Raw genomic sequence first — 16,206 nt, forward strand, 5'->3', positions numbered from 1 at the left:
CACGCCGTCCCGGGTCCTGCCGCGTGGCTCTTCGGCCACGGAGGCGTGCCGCCTCGATCAGGCCGCCTGCCGCCAGGGCGCGGTGTGCAGCAGGCCGTCGATCTGGTGGGCGGTTGCAGGGGGTGAGAACAGGTACCCCTGCGCCATCGGGCAGCCCAGTTGCTGCAGCAGCACGGCCTGCTCGCGCGTCTCGACGCCTTCGGCGACGGTGCTCAGGCCCAGACTCGCCGACAACTCCACGATGGCCTTGACGAAGGCGAGCATCTGCTGGTGATCGGTGTGGCCGGACGCCGGGACGAAGGATTTGTCGATCTTCAGGATGTCGACGGGCAGGGTGCGCAGGTACGACAGCGAGGAGTACCCGGTGCCGAAGTCGTCCAGGGCGATGCGCACCCCGTGCTCGCGCAACCGGGTCAGGCAGGCGATGATGCGGATCGTCTCGGCCGGGGTGGTGGCCAGCAGCATGCTTTCGGTGATCTCCAGGATGAGTGCCCGCGCGGGCAGGCCGTGCCGGGCCAGGATGTCCAGGACCAGGTCGCTGAAGTTCTCCTCGCGCAGCTGGCGGCCGGAGACGTTGACGGTGACGGTGACGCCGTACCGGGTGTGCCAGCGGCGGGCGTCGGCGACGGCCTGCTCCAGCGCCCACCGGCCGATGGCGACGATCAGCCCCGTCTCCTCGGCGATGGGAATGAACACATCCGGCGGCACCGGCCGCTCGCCGGGAGGTCTCCAGCGCAGCAGCGCCTCCACCTTGTGGATGTCGCCGGAGGCCAGGTCGACGACCGGCTGGTACTCCAGGGTGAGTTCGCCGCCGGCCAGTGCCTGGCGCAGGCCGTCGGTCAGCTGGACGCGCTGCAGGCGGGCCTGGCGCAACTCCTGCGTGAAGAGCGTGATCTGGTTCTTGCCGGCGTTCTTGGCCGCGTACAGGGCCAGGTCCGCATCGCGCAGGGCCTGCGACGGAGTGGCGACGGCCAGGCCGGCCAGCACGCCGATGCTGGTGGTCACATGCAACTGCAGGCCGTCCACACGGTACGGCGCCTGCATGACGGACAGGATGCGCCGGGCCAGGGCGAGCGCCTCGTCCGCACCGGCTCCGGGCAGGATGACGGCGAACTCGTCCCCGCCGAGCCGGGCCAGCAGCCGGCCGTCGCCGATGACCGCCTGCAGCCTCGTGGCGGCCTGGGTGATCAGCGCGTCGCCGATGGGGTGGCCGAAGGTGTCGTTGACGTCTTTGAAGCCGTCCAGATCCAGCAGCAGCAGTGCGGGCGGGCACGCACCGGGGGTGGCGGCGCCGACGGTGATGGAGTGCTGCAGGGCCTCGCCCAGCAGGGTCCGGTTGGCCAGGCCGGTCAGCGGGTCGTGCAGGGCGTTGTGCGACAGGCTGCGCCGGAGGATCTCCTGCCGGTACAGGGCGGCGCCCAGGTCGGCGGCGTGCTCTTCCGCCAGGCGGGCGACGATGGCCAGACGCAGGATCAGCAGCACGGCCAGCAGCACGGTGAATGCGATGATCACCATGCCGTCGTGGAGGTTCCCTGCCCCGGCGGGGCCGGCGAGCATCTGGCCCAGACCGGAGATCAGCGGGCTGAGCAGTGCCAGCGCCAGGAACACGGTCACCCGCGCCCGGCTGGAGACGACCGGGGCCCGCAACCGGGCGGCGCCGGCCGCGCTGGGATGCAGCACCGCGCTGCCCACCAGCACCGACCAGCCCAGCCAGCCGGCCATGGACAGAGAGTCGTAGGGGCGGCCCGCCGCCACATCGAGCAGGTAGGCGCCGTCGGCGAAGAACAGGGCGAGGAAGGAGGCACCGAGCAGCACCAGCCAGGGGGCGCGGCCGTTGTCCAGGGCCAGCCGCATCGCGAGGCCGACGGTGAACAGGTCGAGGACGGGGATGATCAGGTGGAAGGCGAGGTCAACGCCCGTGTGCGCGCTGTGGTCGAGGGCCGGGTCGATGAACAGCGACCACATCGGCATGGCCACGCCGACGGTGATGATGCCGGCGTCCAGCAGCGCCGTGCTGCGCGCTCCCGGAGCCCGCATGTTCAGCATGATCAGGGCGCTCAGCGACAGGCCGTAGGCGACCACGATGGAGACGTTGTAGAGGTCCAGGAAGAATCCGATCCCCAGCCCGATCCAGCCGATGCCCCACGCCAGCGTGACCGCCAGCCCGCTGACCGCGACAGCACCACCGATCAGGCGCCAGGGCCAGGACCGGGTCAGGCCGTGGCGGCGGATGGCGATTGCGACGGCCACCGTGGTGGCGCCCTGCACCAGAGCCCAGGCCAGTACATCGGTGACCGGTGACAGGCCCAGCGAAAACGAGGCGACAACCACCAGCAGTCCTCCGGCCAGTAGATAGACCAGCCAGCTGCGGGGATGGCAGATACGAGGAGAGGGGGCGGAGACGAGCACCGCCGACGCGACTCGGTTCATCTCTCCCTCTCTTCGCCGGTGTGCCGATGATCGGTCAAAGCGCACCATCGGCGCGTTTTTGCCTATCATGAGCGTTTTGCGGATATTCGGTCCTTTGTGAATCGTGGCGAGGTCGGGGCGTGGGCGAAGGATCACGATTCCGTCGCGTCAGCGGATCGGGGAGGGCGGCTCGGCCTCCATCGGCAGCGCGTCACCGGCCTGGCCGACCGGAGTGTCGTTCGGGAACCCGGGCTTCGTCGGCGCGCTAGCGATGCGTCCACTCCGGCTGCAGGAAGTCGGCCACCCGTGCGGTACGCCCGAGCAGCACCACCTCGCGGAACTGCCACAGCAGCGCTCCGGTGGGAGCGTGCACCACCATCTCCGGGCCCAGACGCATCTGCAGCAGCTGCCCGCCGTCCTGCTGCGGCACCCACCGCACCACGTCCTCCGCGGCCAGCCGGCGCAGCGGCACATGATGCACGGAGTGGACCTCGTCGGCGCTGGGCGCCAGCGGTCCCGGATCCGCCACCGCCACCACGAGAGGGGTGATCGTGAATCTCGAGGCGGCGGGGAAGTCGTCGAGCCGCCCCAGCGCGGCGTCCGGCGCGGCGACCAGCCCGATCTCCTCGTGCAGCTCGCGCAGCGCCGCCCGCAGCGGGGTCTCGCCGGGGTCCAGGCGTCCGCCCGGCAGCGCCCACTGGCCCGCGTTGCGGCCCCGGTAGGCCCGCTTGATGACGATCACCGAGGGGACGCCCGCATGCTCGACGACGCACAACGCGACCGCGGCCCGCCGGATGCCCGGCGCGTCGGGCAGCGTCATGTGCCGGTGAGCGGACAGCCGGGCGACGGCGGACGCCCGGAACGCCGCCAGGTCGCTGAGGGGATCGCTCATGGACGCATGATGTCAGACGATCACCCGCTCGCCGGCTCGGGCGGGGGTTCGAAGGAGCCGGTGTCCGGGGGCGGCCGTCCGACCGCGGACCCGGACCGGTTCCCGGTGCAGGCCATGTACGCCCGAGAAGGAGCGGTGACGCGGGTCGGGGGCGTCTGACGGTCAGCCGGGGGGTCATGGTGCGGAGCCGAGCCGCTCATCCCGGGCCGCTCGCGCCGGTCGGTGACGGCCTCCAGGGCCGCGCTCAGATCACTGTGGATCTCGAAGCCGTCACGCAGCCCGGTGATGGCCAGGGTCCGGGCCAGATTGGCGCCGACGCCGGCCAGCACCAGCCGGATCCCGCGAGCCCGGGCGCGCTGCCGGGTACGGACGAGCTCGCTCAACCCGGTCGAGTCGCAGAAGGTCAGCTCACTCAGGTCCACGATGAGCACGATCCCGTCGGGGAGCTCCCAGACGTGCTCCAGGTGGGCGCGCAGGACAGGCGTGCCGGCCAGGTCGAGCTCGCCGATGGCGCGCACGGTGACGGCCTCATCGTGCAGCCCGGTGGAGACGGTGAGCGTCGGCCGACCGCGGCCATGGGGGAATGTCACCGTGGGCTCCTTACGCCTGCGGGGGACAGGGCAGGCACACCTGCCTCTTACCGCCAGGCGCCCGTTCATGCCTGTCGTCCACCGGAATGTCGGAAATCTTCGGGATCGGAGGGCGGGCGGGCACGGCGAGAGCCGGACGACGCCGTGGGTGCGAATCCCCTGAGGGGATCCGGAGGATCCGCCGCACATCGAAGATCGTCATCTGCCTTGCCGGACCATCCCTTCCTCGCGAAATCGATACCTGGTGACACGTTCGTCACCGCCTCGACAGGGCATCAGCGGGCCTAGCAACGTGCGGGCGGGCCGACGAACCAGGAGAGGGCAGAGTGAAGATCGTAGGAATCGTGGGGGTCCTTCGTCCGAGAGCGTATGTCCGCCGCCTGCTGGACGCGGTCACGCTGGAGCTCCCCCAACCGGCGGACGTCGAGTTGTGGGACGGGCTGGAGTCGATCCCCCCGGTCGGCGGGCCGCTCCCGCCTGAGGCCGCCGAGCTGTGCCGGGTGCTGGCCGCGGCGGACGGCCTGCTGATCGTGGCTCCGGGGCACAGCGCCCTGCCGATCCAGCTGACGCACGCGCTGCACTGGGCGGCGTCGCCCAGTGCGGGCGGCGCCCTGGTGGGCAAGCCGGCCGCTGTGATCACCTCCTGCGTGAGCCCGCACGAGGCGATGTGGGCGCAGACGGAGCTGCACCGGCTTCTCGGGATGGGCGGTGCGGTCGTGCATGGCACCGACCTCGCCGTGTCCGCGGTCGCCCGGCAGTTCAACGCCATCGGCAGGCTCGCCGATCCGGTGGCCCGCGACCGGGTCCGCTCGGTGCTACGGATGATGCACGCATCGGCCCGCGGAGCTCTGGAGGTCAAGGCCGCCTGCCGGGTGTCCGGGCTGGTCGCTCCCGCAAGCCCGGCAGCGGTCCCCGCGCCGGCCCTCGCGCCGCCTCCGGCGGGTGACTCCGGTGGACGCCCGCGCAACCGCGCGGTCCTCGCTGAGCGCGCCTCGTCCCTTTCCTGATCCCTGCCGTGCGTCGGTCGCAGCCGGCGCTCCGGCGGGGCCGGCGTTCCGGAGACGAGCCTTCTCACCCGTCCGTCCACCACCGCACCGCGGCGGTCACCGTCTGCGGCGGTATCTCGTGACCACCGTCGAACTCCTGGTAGGTGACGGAGTACCCGGTCTCCCGCAACGCCGGGACGAGACGCCGGCTGCACCGGTCGATCGGCAGCACGGGATCGCCGGTGCCATGCGAGACGAAGAACCGCGGACGGCCGTGGCGGACCATCGGCGCCATGAACCCCGGGGAGAAGGCCAGGACCGTGCGGAACAGGTCCCCGTTGGCCACTCCCAGCGAGAGCGCGTAGGAGGCTCCGTCGGAGAACCCGGCCACGGCCACGTGGTCCGCGTCAATCGCCGTGCGTGCGAAGACCTCCTTCAGCGCGGCGTCGAGCCGGGCCGCATCGGGGCCGTAGCCGCCGACGATCACGTCCCAGGTGGAGGAGACGGACTGCGGTGCCAGGAGGAGAAGCCCATCGGCGCCGGCGTGCGGGGACAGCCACCGCAAGGCCTGTTCCGCGGTGCCGCCCGCTCCGTGGAGCACCACGGCCAGGCGGGACGGCCCGTCCTCCGGGTCCGGGGGCACATGCAGCAGCGCTCGCCCGTCCAGCCGGTGCGTGCCGGGCTCGACCGCCACGGGGTTCGCGGCCGGGCGGGCGGTGAGCCTGCCGTGCCGTACGCCCTCGTCCGGGCGGGGATGGGGAGAGGTCTCTTCCGGCGCCGGCACTCCGATCACCTTCCACTGCCTGTCTGTTCCCGTGCACTTTTCCCGTGCACTGTTCCCGGCGCGGTGAGAGGGCACACGGGTTCATGGTTCGGCAATCGCCGCGGACGGCCGGCGAATCGGCTGCTCGGCGTCGGGTCCGCCCGGGATCGACGGCTCTGATGCGTCCTGTGGATCGGCCGGGGGCGGATCCGGCGGGTGAGGGGCGGATCGGAAGCCGGCTTCGGTCGCACCTTGACCTCGACCTTGCTTCAGGTTGAACACTGACGGGGACGCCCCCCCAAGTGAAAGGTGCTGCTCATGCGTGCGATCCAGGTGGCCTCGTTCGGCGGTCCGGAAGTGCTGTCCCCCGTGGAGCTGCCCGACCCGGTGCCCGGGCCGGGCCAGGTCGTCGTCGGCATGGCCGCGGCGGACGTCATCTTCCTCGACACCCTGCTGCGCGGCGGCTGGGGCCAGGACTTCTTCCCGCGGACGTTGCCGTACGTGCCGGGTGGCGGCGGAGCGGGCGAGGTGCTGGAGACCGGTGAGGGGGTGGACCCGGCATGGGTCGGCCGGCGCGTGGTCGTGCGGACCGCCACCGGCTACGCCGAACGGGTCGTCGCCGGCGTCGGGGAGATCATGCCGGTTCCCGGCGGCCTGGCCGCCGAGACGGCGGCGGCGCTGGTGCACGACGGTGTGACCGCACTCAGCCTGAACCGGCTGGGCGCACCGGAGAAGGGCGAGTGGGTGCTGGTCTCGGCCGCGGCCGGCGGGGCCGGGTCGCTGCTGGTGCAGCTGGCCGCCGACGCCGGGGCCCGGGTGGTGGCCGCCGCATCCGGCGACGCCAAGCTGGCACTGGCCCGCGACCTGGGCGCGGAGATCACCGTCGACTACACGCGACCAGACTGGGTCGAGCGGGTGCGCGAGGCGACCGGCGGCGGCGTCACGCTCGTCTACGACGGCGCGGGCGGCCCGCTCGGCACGGCCGCGTTGGAGGCGGTGTCCGACGGCGGCCGGTTGGTCACCTACGGCACCGCCGACGGCTTCGCCGTTCTGGACCCGGAACTGGCCGCCCGCCGCGGCGTACGGCTGTTCACCCCGCTGCTGGACGGCCCGCCGGGCCAGGAGACCGTACGCGAACTGCTGGGTTCGGCGCTGGAGCGGGCCGCGGAGGGGCGGCTGCGGCCGTCGATCGGCGCCACCTACCCGCTGGAGCGGGCCGCCGACGCCCACCGCGCCCTGGCCGCGCGCACCACGGTGGGCAAGTCGCTGCTGCTGACCGGACGGCCGACACCGTCCTCCTCCGGCTTCACCAGGTGAGACCGGTGTGAACGACCCGCATGCTGCAGATCATGACTGTGGGTTTTCTGCTCTGCGCCGGCCCGCTCCGGTCCCGGCGGGTCGACCCGCACGTCGCCGCGCACGCGCTCGCCGTACAGGTGCCGTACGGCGGGCGGACGGAGGCCGCCGGCTTCTCAGCTTCGTCCGGCGGTCCTTTCGGCGATCAGCCAGGAGCGCCGGACCTTGCCGGCATCGTCGCGGACCGGCCGGTCCACGAACTCGTAGGACCGGGGCAGCTTGTACCGGACGAGCCGTTCCTCCATGTGCGCGCGCAGTTCCTGCTCCGGGACCGCTCCTTCCACGATGGCGTGCACCCGTTGCCCCAGGTCTTCGTCGGGCAGCCCGATCACGGCGCAGGACAGCACCCCCGGGTGCTCCTCGAGCGCGGCTTCGACCTCGGCGGGGTAGACGTTCTCGCCCGCCACGAGGATCATGTCCGGCCGCCGGTCGGCCAGGTAGAGGTAGCCGTCGGAGTCGAGGCGACCCATGTCTCCCAGCGACTCCCACTCTCCGCGCGCCCGGGGCGCGGCGCCGACGTAGGCGTAGGTGGGCGGGGTGCCGGGGGTGCGGCGCATGTAGACCTCTCCGGTCTCGCCGGGCGGGAGCGGTTTCCCGTCCACGTCGAGGACGGTGACCTCACCGTGGACCGGGCGCCCCACCGAACCCCGGTGTTCCAGCCACTCGGCGCCGTTGATGACCGTGGTGGCGATCGACTCGGTCCCGCCGTACAACTCCCAGATCCGCTCCCCTCCGAGCCAGTCGATCCACGCCTGCTTCAGCCAGGCGGGACAGGGCGCGGCCAGATGCCAGACGGTCCGCAGCGAGGACAGGTCGGGACGGAGCCGGTCGGCCTCCGGCAACCGCCAGATGCGGTTCATCATCGTCGGGACCAGGTACAACCAGGTCGCCCGCCACCGCTCGGCCAGCTCCAGGGTGCGCAGCGGGTCGAAGCGCTCCATCACCACGAGGTGGGCGCCCTGGAAGAACCCGGCGAAGGCCGAGGAGAACGGGCCGTTGTGATAGAGCGGGCCCGGCATGAGCAGGACGTCCCCGTCCCCGCACCGCCAGAACCGCGATGCCCAGCCGTCCACGACGCCCGGCGTTCCGGCCAGGATCAGCTTCGGCCGGCCGGTGCTGCCCCCGGAGGTGGGAGCTTTCCAGGAGGGCGAGACCGCGTCGGGCAGGGGCGTGGCCTCGCGCCCGTCGGCGTCGAGCTCGCCGAGGCGGACCCCGTACGGCGAGGTCGGGCCCGCCAGGTCGTCCGGGAGCAGGACGAGCGCGGAGCGCGCCAGCCGTACGATCTCGTCGAGCTCGGCCCGGGGCAGCCGCCACGAGACCGGCTGCGGTACCGCGCCCAGCTTCCACGCGGCCACGCACGCCCGGACGAACCCGATCCCGTTCGGCAGGGCGATCGTGAGGAGCGCTCCCTCCCGGACGCCGCGAGCGGCCATCGCCCGGGCCAGGCGGTTCGTGGACCGGTCGAGCTCCGCCCAGGTCAGCGTCGACTCCCCGCAGGAGACGGCGGGCGCGCCGGGGCGTTCCCCCGCGAACTCGCGGACGCGGCGGCCCAGGGACGGGGGCGGGGGAGTGCCGGAAGGATCGGTCATGCGGTGGTCTCCTGCGAAGGGATGACAGGCGGGACGCGGTCTTGCCGCCGGGACGCAGAACGGGCGCCTGCTCGGCGCGGCGCTTCCCTGCGCGCGTCAGCGGGCACGGAAGCGGTACCCGTTCAGAGGGACGACGGGGAGGGCGGTCGTCAGCGATCGGCGGCGACCTCCCGGACGACCTCCTGGAGATCGGGATCCAACTGGGTGAGCCGGTCGTCCAGGTCGTCGGCGAACCGCAGGCGTTCGACCGACGGGTCGTGCGGCAGCGCGGTCGGCATCCAGGCAGCGTGGATCATGAAAGGGGCGACCACGCCGAGGGGCGGGGCGAGCACCGCGATCGGGCCCTTGGAGACGTCGGAGGCGTCGAACAGCTCGACACGGAAACGCCGGTCGTTGTGGACGATCACCACGAGATACCCCTCGTGTCCGCCGGGGGCCGCCCCGGCATAGCGCGAGCGCCCGTTCGCCCCGGGGGCGCGGGGCACGAAGGCGGGCGAGGTGGGGTAGTCGTCCAGCCCCCACGCCCACTCCGACAGCGGCTTCAGCGAGTCGCGCTCCAGCGAGGCCAGGACCGCCGGGGTCTGCTCGCCGGGGAACAGGGAGCGGTCGATGCGCTCGCCGTAGTTGCGCAGCACCCGCTGACTGACCGCCTCGGGGTGGAAGCCCTGGAAGAGGAGGTGGTGCCGGGTGGGGGCGAGCTGCCCCTCGAACGACCAGTCGATCGCCGACAGCTCCGCCTGCCAGTACCTCTCCGGGTCGCGCAGCCGGGCCACTTCGGTGATCCGGCCTCCCACCGGGTCGAACTCCATGACGGTGGTGACCGCGGGACTCATCCCGTGGCAGTACATCCCGCGCAGGGCCGGGTCGACGGGCCGGCCGAAGGCGTCGAGGTCGTCCTCCCGCAGATACATGCCGATGTCCACGCCCGGTGTGTGCTCCAGGAGCACCCTGACGCCGCCGGAGTCGTCGTAGGCGGCGTAGAAGTGGTTCACCTCCGGGGCGATCCGGAAGACCTCTCCCTGTACGGCCTCACCGGACGGCGTCTCCTCCAACCGGGACTTGCGCACCAGCACCAGCGGCCCGTCCGGGTTGTTGGCCACCTTCCGGTCACCCGAGCCGAGCACCTCGTCGAAATCGACCTTGTAGGCGGTGTCGGCCAGCACCAGCCAGTCCCTGGTCTGCGTGATCGTATGGGTGGCCTGGGGGAAGAGGGCGCCCTCGACCGGCCAGCGGCGCACCCGCCTGCCGCTGCCGTCGTAACGGACGACCGACAGGACACCGGTGAGCGGATCGCGGGTGACCGACCACAGGCAGCCGCGCTCGGGGTCGATCACCGGGTGGGCGGTGGACAGGATCGACGGCAGCACCGGCGCGTCCAGCACCGGCGCCCAGTCGTCGCGATGGCCCACCTCGGCGACGAACGCCAGGGTTGCCGGATCCACCTCGATCGGCCGTCCCGCATCCCAGGTGGCGAAGAGCCGGTCGCCCCAGGGGAGGGGCGCGGTGTTGGCGGCGTTGACGGCGCCGAACGGGGAGTTGGTGCCGACCGGTCCCGCCTGGAACAGCTCCGGCCTCATCCGGCGCAGCCGTACGGAAGGAGAGTCGATCACGCGGGGACGCCATGCGAAGCGGCCGCCCGCGTCGGGAGTGAGCGACAGCCGCACCAGGATGCCGTCGCCGAAGAAGGCGTGGATCGGATTGCTTCGCTGATCCGAGGTGCTGATGAGGAAATATCCGGAAATGTCGTCCGGCCACCGGCCGCTCACCACCGTGAGCTCCAGGTCGGGAAGGTCGCCCTTGGTCAGGATGGAGCGCGGGATCGGCACGGCAGCCTCCGAATCGCATTCTGGTCGGCACTACTGCCAACGAATCGTCTCGCGTGCCCCGCGTCAACCCGTCAACGGCTGGGCGGGCCGGCGCGGAGCCGCCTCGAGACCGACACCGATGTCCGGGCGGCCACGCCGGCTCGGGCCCCGAGGCGGGCTCCCCGATCTGGGGAGGGGCGGGTGTCAGCGGGGTACGGCGCGCACCCATTCGCGGTCGTCGTCCAGGAATCTGGAGATCGCCAGGCCGGCCTGGTCGAGCTCGCGTTCGAGACGGTCGTCGTCGAGGCGTCTGCTGACGAAGGTGTGGGTCCAGCGCCGTTCGCCGACGGTGTACTCCATGGTGGCCTCGAGCAGGCCGGGGCCGGGCCTGCTGATGCCGGTCATGCGGACGGTGCGGCCGTCGCCGGTGGCGCGTTCGAACGGCTGGACGGTGTCGTACCACTCGGGAGGCTTACGCTGCAGGATCACGCAGCCGTCGGCGGCGACGTGGCGGCGGCAGGTGCGCAGGAACGCGGCGCGCAGGTCGTCGTCGGCGGTCTCGATGACGAACGACATGAGCAGCACGAGGTCGAAGGTCCGGGGCAGGGCCAGGGTCTGGATGGGGGAGCAGACGGTCTCGGCGCCCGTGATGTGGGCGAGCATCTCGGGGGACTCGTCCACCGCGACGACCTGGTGGCCGAGGGCGAGCAGGGGGCGGGTGATGCGTCCGGCGCCGGCGCCGAGTTCCAGGACGCCGGCTCCGGGAGGGACCGCGGCGTGGATGAGTTCGGGCTCGCCGCCTGCGGTGAGGGTGGCGTAGTAATCGACCGCGCAGCCGTCCGGGGTGATCGGTCCCGGGCCTGTGCCGTGGTAGAGCCGCAGTGAGGTCATGCCTCCCATTCTGGGGCGCCGTCCCCGTCGCCGCCCACGCCGCCAGCCGCCGAACCCGGCCGTGGCAGCAGCAAAAACCCCTTCACCTGTCCGCGGGAGAGCGCCTGTCGTCACCCGCTCAGACGGAGCGGTGACGCCCGGACCGTGGCGTGCGGTCCGGGCGTCACCCGCCGCGAGGTGTGACTCAGAGGCGTTCGAGGAGTTTGTCCATCTGCTCGATCTCGGCCTGCTGGGCGGTCTCGATGGTCCTGGCCAGCTGCTTGACCTCAGGATTGGCGCCCTGCGACTGCTCGGTCCTGGCCATCTCGATCGCGCCCCTGTGGTGAACGATCATCAGCTCCGCGAACATGCGGTCGAACTCCGCGCCCTTGGCCTGCTGGAGCTTGGTCATGTCCTCCTCGGTCATCATGCCCGGCATGCCGTGCCCGCCGTGGCCGCCGTGGGGCACGGCATCCTTGCCCCACGACGTCAGCCACCCGGTCATCGTGGCGATCTCCGGGTCCTGAGCGGCCTTGATCTTCGCCGCCAGCTCCTTGACCTCCGCATCCGCGGCTCGGGTCTCGGCGAGCTCGGCCATCTCCACAGCCTGCTCGTGGTGCGGGATCATCATCTGGGCGAAGGCGACGTCGGCGTCGTTGAAGGCGGCCGACGGCTGCGCGCTCGCGGTGGCCGCGGGAGTGCTCGCGGTCATGGTGTGGCCCGCCATCGGGTCGCCTCCGCAGGCGGTGAGCAGCGCCAGTGCCGCGGCGCCGGCCGCGGTGGTCAGGGCGAGCCTGGAGTCGATGGATCGGTTCGTGGACATGGCTGCTCGGTCTCTTTCCGGTTCGTCGTTTCTGCGTGCCGATCGTCCGGGGGCAGGGCTCAGCGATCACCCGTCCCCGAAGAGACCGGTTTATATGCGCAGAACGCAGAGACGAGCCAGGCGCAGAGCCGTCCGCCGCGGAGGAGGCCGGGCTACGAACAGGGCAGGCCGGACTCCGGCGGCTCGAACTTCCGAGGCTCGCCGTATCCACGCCCAGAGCGCGCCGGCGACGACGAGGAGGACCGAGGCCAGTACGGCCAGGCAGACAGAGGTCGGGTCGAAACCGGCGGGCAGGTCACCGAGACCCGAAACCGGCTGCGTGCCGTCGGCCGTCGCGGGCGGGAGGTGCGCCCGCGCATGTCCATGGCCGGCGGCCGGGGCATGCCCGGAGGCGGTGACGCCGTCGTGCCGGCGCTCGTGGTCGAGGTGCCCGAGCGTGTGCATTCCCGCGACACCCAGCACCAGTGCGAGGAGGAGGGTCCAGCGACCTGCGCGTACGGCGGACCGGCGGGTCGAATCGTCCACCGCCCCTCCCCGTGCGCTGCGATCCGGATCGTTGCCACGGCCATTCTACGGCCCATGATCGTAGATCGGTGAGCGGTGCCGGATCCCGCCTCAGGAGACGGGATCGGACAGGACGTCCGGCGGTCGCCGGTGCCGTGCCCGGCGCGGCGAGTGGTCGTGGTCGGTGGAACCGCCGCGGGCACCGGCCAGGGCGGCCAGCGCGGTGGTTATCGGGACGGCCGCGATCAGCCCCAGCGTGCCGGCGACACTGCGGACGATCTCCTGTGCCAGGACGGGGTTGGTCACCACCTGCCCGACGGGCTCCTCTCCGACGCTGATGAGCAGGAGCAGGGGCAGGGACGCGCCGGCGTAGGCGAGGATGATCGTGTTGATCACCGAGGCGATGTGCGAGCGGCCGACCCGGGCGGCGGCCCGGTACAACTGGGCGAACCCGTAGCCCGGATTGGCGTGGGCGAGCTCGGCGACGGTGGCGGCCTGGGTGACGGTGACGTCGTCGAGCACACCCAGCGAGCCGATGATGATGCTGGCCAGCAGCAGTCCCTGGGTGTTGATGCGATAGCTGTTGTCCAGGTAGAAGGAGCTCTCGTCGGTGATCCCGCTGAGGTCGGCGATGCCGATGCCGACGAAGGACAGCGCGCCGGTGAGACTGAGGCTGACCACGGTGCCCACGATCGCCACCGAGGTGGTGACGGTGAATCCGTGGGTGAGGTACAGCACGCTGAGCATGATCGCCACTGAGCCGACGATCCCCACCAGCAGGGGCGGCTGACCGGCCAGGATCGCCGGGATGACGAACATCAGCAGCAGCACGAAGGTGATGGCCAGGCCGACCAGCGCCGTCACCCCGCGCCATCGGCCGAAAGCGATCACGGCCAGCGCGAACGCGGCACCGACCAGCAGCAGCGGTGAGGACCGGTCGTGGTCGGAGATCTGGTACGGCGGCACATCCAGCGTGCTGTCAGGCGTGTGGATCAGCACCACGTCGTCGCCCGCGGAGAACCGCTGCGCGCCCGGACCGCTGGGCAGGGGACTGGTGACGCGCTCACCGGCCTGCGCGCCGTCGGTCAGCTCGACCTTGGCATCACCGCACGTGGCGGGGTCGGAGGGCGGCGGCGCGGTGGGGGGAGCCCCTTCGAGGGGAGGCTCCTCGGGGCACGGGGTGAGGGTGATGCTCGTGATCGTCCCGGTCACCCGCTGCAACTTCGGCTGCTCGGCGGTGGAGACGGGTTCGGTCGGCCACATCCAGACCAGCGTCACGAGTGTGGCGATCGCCAGGGGGACGATGACGGCCAAGGTCGCCCACACCGTCGCCCGCGAGCGGGGGATGGCCGGACCGTGGGAGTGGTTGGCGCCCATGGTGTCAGGCTCTCCTCGAAGGCAGTGGAAGCGGACGGAGGGAGGCCGCAGGGGCCGGACCGGGAAGCCCGGAACGCCCGGAGAGCCGGCCCGCCGATCTCCCGGCGGTCAGGCGATGACATCCCGCGCCGGTGACCGAGCGGAGACCCTCCCCGATGCGACCGCGCACGGCGACATGGACGAAGTCCGGGATGGCGACCGCCCCACCGCCATAGATTAGGGGCACGGCACACCCGTTTCGTACGGTTCCGGCGGCCCGCCCGCCGTACTGCGCCGCCGCCAGCCGCCGACGCCCGACTCGATCGGTCCCGGGTTCGCCGGACCGCCGTCGTGCTCGCCGGGGTGGCCGCGGCGGAGGGACCCGGACGGAGGGACCCCTGTAGGCGGTGGAAGCTCCTATGGAGGCTAGTGGGAGAGGCCGGTGAGAACGCCTGTCCGCAGGTGACCGCCGGCTGCCGCCGGCGACCCGGGAGCCGGTCTCCACTCCGGCCCGCTCGATGCCGGGGCCGTAGCCGCCGAGTTGACTTTCCGTACCGCAAAAGGTGGAAATCCCTGCAGTCCTACCGCCAAAGTCACGATGGATCTCGACTTTCCAGGGGACGCCCGGGTCGATCTCCGAATGTTTTGCTGATCGCGTTCGTCAGGCCCCGGTGCGCCCTCCGCACGCCGAGACGGCGTGCGGAGGGCGCACGCATACACAGCGGGAGAGCGCATGAGATCGCAGAGGGACAACATGCCGGTGGGCGTGGACGGTGCGGGGGGACTTCCCCGCACCGCCGGACCGGCGGGGAGGGGAAAAGCGCGCAGGGGAGTGGCCGCCGTGGCCGCCGCCCTGCTCATGGCCACCGGTTCGGTGACAGTCACGGCGCAGCCGGCCGCCGCCGCAGCCCCGAACTATGAGGGCGATCCGACCCAGTACTGGAACAGCACCCTGGTCCAGGTGTTCCGCAACCTCAAGGGGCGGGACGCGGCCCCGGGCAGGCTGGCCCGGGCGGCCGCGATGATGAACGCGGCGATCTTCGACGCCGAGACCATGTACCACGACAAGTGGAAGGTCCGGAAGTACCGTCCGTACCTGCAGGCCGGGAGTTACTTCTCCTTCGTCGAGACCCCGGACGAGGAGGAGCGGGTCATCGGGCGTACGGCCTACAACATCCTCCTCGACCTCTTCGGGGCGAACAAGCTCATGGACAGCCCCGACCAGACCGACTATCTGGACCAGCGCTTCAAGGCCAGGTTCGGAACCGAGCCGACCGCCGACGACTACCTGGACATCCAGGTGGTCAGCTCGGTCGTCACCAGAATGCGCAACGACCGCGCCGGTGACGGCTCCGATGACTCCACGGTCTACGTCCTGGACGGCCAGCCCGGCGCGTGGCGGCCCACCGGGGGGCCCGGAAGCTCGTGCGCGTCGGCCGCCGACGCCGTCGCGCCCAGGTGGGGCGAGGTCAAACCGTTCGCGATCACCAGCGGCTCGGTGTTCCGGCCGCCGACGCCGGAGACGTATTCGAGCTATGCGGAACTGCTGAACAGCCCCGCCTACCAGCAGCAGGTCGCGGAGGTGCGCCGGTTGGGCGGGGCCGCCTCCACGGCGGCCACCCGCAACGAGCGCACCACGGCGCAGACTGCGGCCGCCTGGTTCTGGGCCAACGACCTGGACGGCACCTACAAGCCGCCGGGCCAGCTGATCGAGCACACCCGCCTGGTGGCCAAGCAGCGGGGGATCACCAGCAAGTACGAGAACGCCCGCCTGTTCACCCTGGTGTCGCTGGCGATGGCCGACGCCGCCATCGCCGAGTGGGACGTCAAGTACCGCACGCCGATCGACCTGTGGCGGCCGGAGTCGGCGATCCGCGACGGGGGGCTGGACCCGAACTGGCGCCCCCTGTCGGCCGGTCGTGACGGGGTCAGCTTCTCCCCCTGTTTCCCGGCCTGGGCCTCCGGCCACGCCGCTTTCGCCGGTGCCTGGGCCGGGGTCATGAAGCGGTTCTTCGGCACCGACAACGTCCCCGTCCAGCTCACCAGCGAGGACCCGCACGCCCCGGTGCGCACCAAGAACTTCACCAGCTTCAGCCAGGCGGCGAAGGAGAACGCCGACAGCCGCGTCTATCTGGGCGTGCACTATCCGTGGGACGCCACCGACGGACTCGAACTCGGTGAGAAGATCGCCTCCTACGTCTACGCGAACAAGCTGACGTGCATCTCCACGTGCCCCAACCCCTGATCGGATAGGGATTCGGCC

General features: G+C 71.7%; 13 protein-coding genes. 3 read left to right on the plus strand and 10 right to left on the minus strand.

Translation table 11 applies throughout. The features are described 5' to 3' along the window. Positions 1-57 precede the first annotated feature (57 nt). From HS041_RS20455 to HS041_RS20465, 3 genes are all read right to left on the minus strand, one after another. The gene (locus HS041_RS20455) at positions 58-2,430 is read right to left on the minus strand and encodes a putative bifunctional diguanylate cyclase/phosphodiesterase (protein WP_196442249.1); all 2,373 of its coding nucleotides are present in this window, start codon (positions 2,428-2,430) and stop codon (positions 58-60) included. Between the two features lie 244 nt (positions 2,431-2,674). Continuing rightward, entirely contained in the window at positions 2,675-3,301 is a 627-nt protein-coding gene (locus HS041_RS20460; protein ID WP_196442250.1) for an NUDIX hydrolase, read from the minus strand. A gap of 20 nt (positions 3,302-3,321) precedes the next feature. After that, on the minus strand, positions 3,322-3,891 hold the full coding sequence (locus HS041_RS20465; protein ID WP_307845380.1) for an STAS domain-containing protein: 570 nt from the start codon (positions 3,889-3,891) through the stop codon (positions 3,322-3,324). Positions 3,892-4,217: 326 nt separating this feature from the next. Between HS041_RS20465 and HS041_RS20470 the strand changes: the two genes are divergently transcribed. Further along, positions 4,218-4,898: an NADPH-dependent FMN reductase gene (locus HS041_RS20470; RefSeq protein WP_196442252.1), complete on the plus strand. Its 681-nt coding sequence runs from the start codon at positions 4,218-4,220 to the stop codon at positions 4,896-4,898. 64 nt (positions 4,899-4,962) lie between these two features. Here HS041_RS20470 and HS041_RS20475 read toward each other — a convergent pair whose 3' ends face one another. Beyond that, the gene (locus HS041_RS20475; protein ID WP_196442253.1) at positions 4,963-5,661 is read right to left on the minus strand and encodes an alpha/beta hydrolase; all 699 of its coding nucleotides are present in this window, start codon (positions 5,659-5,661) and stop codon (positions 4,963-4,965) included. A gap of 297 nt (positions 5,662-5,958) precedes the next feature. Between HS041_RS20475 and HS041_RS20480 the strand changes: the two genes are divergently transcribed. Continuing rightward, positions 5,959-6,957, plus strand: coding sequence for a zinc-binding dehydrogenase (locus HS041_RS20480; RefSeq protein WP_196442254.1), 999 nt, complete (start codon positions 5,959-5,961; stop codon positions 6,955-6,957). 155 nt (positions 6,958-7,112) lie between these two features. Here the strand turns inward: HS041_RS20480 and HS041_RS20485 are convergent, their stop codons facing one another. The 6 genes from HS041_RS20485 to HS041_RS20510 all read right to left on the minus strand — a co-directional run bounded on the left by HS041_RS20485 (position 7,113) and on the right by HS041_RS20510 (position 13,964). Continuing rightward, on the minus strand, positions 7,113-8,585 hold the full coding sequence (locus HS041_RS20485) for an AMP-binding protein (RefSeq protein ID WP_196442255.1): 1,473 nt from the start codon (positions 8,583-8,585) through the stop codon (positions 7,113-7,115). Positions 8,586-8,734: 149 nt separating this feature from the next. Further along, entirely contained in the window at positions 8,735-10,411 is a 1,677-nt protein-coding gene (locus HS041_RS20490) for a carotenoid oxygenase family protein (protein WP_196442256.1), read from the minus strand. 183 nt (positions 10,412-10,594) lie between these two features. Then, entirely contained in the window at positions 10,595-11,281 is a 687-nt protein-coding gene (locus HS041_RS20495) for a class I SAM-dependent methyltransferase (protein ID WP_196442257.1), read from the minus strand. Between the two features lie 184 nt (positions 11,282-11,465). Continuing rightward, positions 11,466-12,083: a DUF305 domain-containing protein gene (locus HS041_RS20500; protein ID WP_196442258.1), complete on the minus strand. Its 618-nt coding sequence runs from the start codon at positions 12,081-12,083 to the stop codon at positions 11,466-11,468. Between the two features lie 90 nt (positions 12,084-12,173). Continuing rightward, the gene (locus tag HS041_RS20505; RefSeq protein WP_196442259.1) at positions 12,174-12,608 is read right to left on the minus strand and encodes a DUF6153 family protein; all 435 of its coding nucleotides are present in this window, start codon (positions 12,606-12,608) and stop codon (positions 12,174-12,176) included. 90 nt (positions 12,609-12,698) lie between these two features. Beyond that, positions 12,699-13,964, minus strand: a complete 1,266-nt coding sequence (locus tag HS041_RS20510) for a YibE/F family protein (protein WP_196442260.1) — start codon at positions 13,962-13,964, stop codon at positions 12,699-12,701. Between the two features lie 712 nt (positions 13,965-14,676). Here HS041_RS20510 and HS041_RS20515 point away from each other — a divergent pair. Next, a complete protein-coding gene (locus tag HS041_RS20515; protein WP_196442261.1) occupies positions 14,677-16,188 on the plus strand; it encodes a vanadium-dependent haloperoxidase in 1,512 nt (503 codons plus the stop codon). Positions 16,189-16,206: the final 18 nt, after the last annotated feature.

Origin of the sequence: Planomonospora sp. ID67723 (assembly GCF_015711605.1) — a bacterium.
In the GTDB taxonomy this organism is placed as follows: domain Bacteria; phylum Actinomycetota; class Actinomycetes; order Streptosporangiales; family Streptosporangiaceae; genus Planomonospora_A.

Coding starts and splice junctions, on each gene's coding strand:
- HS041_RS20455 (WP_196442249.1), bottom strand. CDS start 2,430: ATGAACCGAGTCGCGTCGGCGGTGCTCGTCTCCGCCCCCTCTCCTCGT.
- HS041_RS20460 (WP_196442250.1), bottom strand. CDS start 3,301: ATGAGCGATCCCCTCAGCGACCTGGCGGCGTTCCGGGCGTCCGCCGTC.
- HS041_RS20480 (WP_196442254.1), top strand. CDS start 5,959: ATGCGTGCGATCCAGGTGGCCTCGTTCGGCGGTCCGGAAGTGCTGTCC.
- HS041_RS20485 (WP_196442255.1), bottom strand. CDS start 8,585: ATGACCGATCCTTCCGGCACTCCCCCGCCCCCGTCCCTGGGCCGCCGC.
- HS041_RS20495 (WP_196442257.1), bottom strand. CDS start 11,281: ATGACCTCACTGCGGCTCTACCACGGCACAGGCCCGGGACCGATCACC.
- HS041_RS20500 (WP_196442258.1), bottom strand. CDS start 12,083: ATGTCCACGAACCGATCCATCGACTCCAGGCTCGCCCTGACCACCGCG.
- HS041_RS20510 (WP_196442260.1), bottom strand. CDS start 13,964: ATGGGCGCCAACCACTCCCACGGTCCGGCCATCCCCCGCTCGCGGGCG.
- HS041_RS20515 (WP_196442261.1), top strand. CDS start 14,677: ATGAGATCGCAGAGGGACAACATGCCGGTGGGCGTGGACGGTGCGGGG.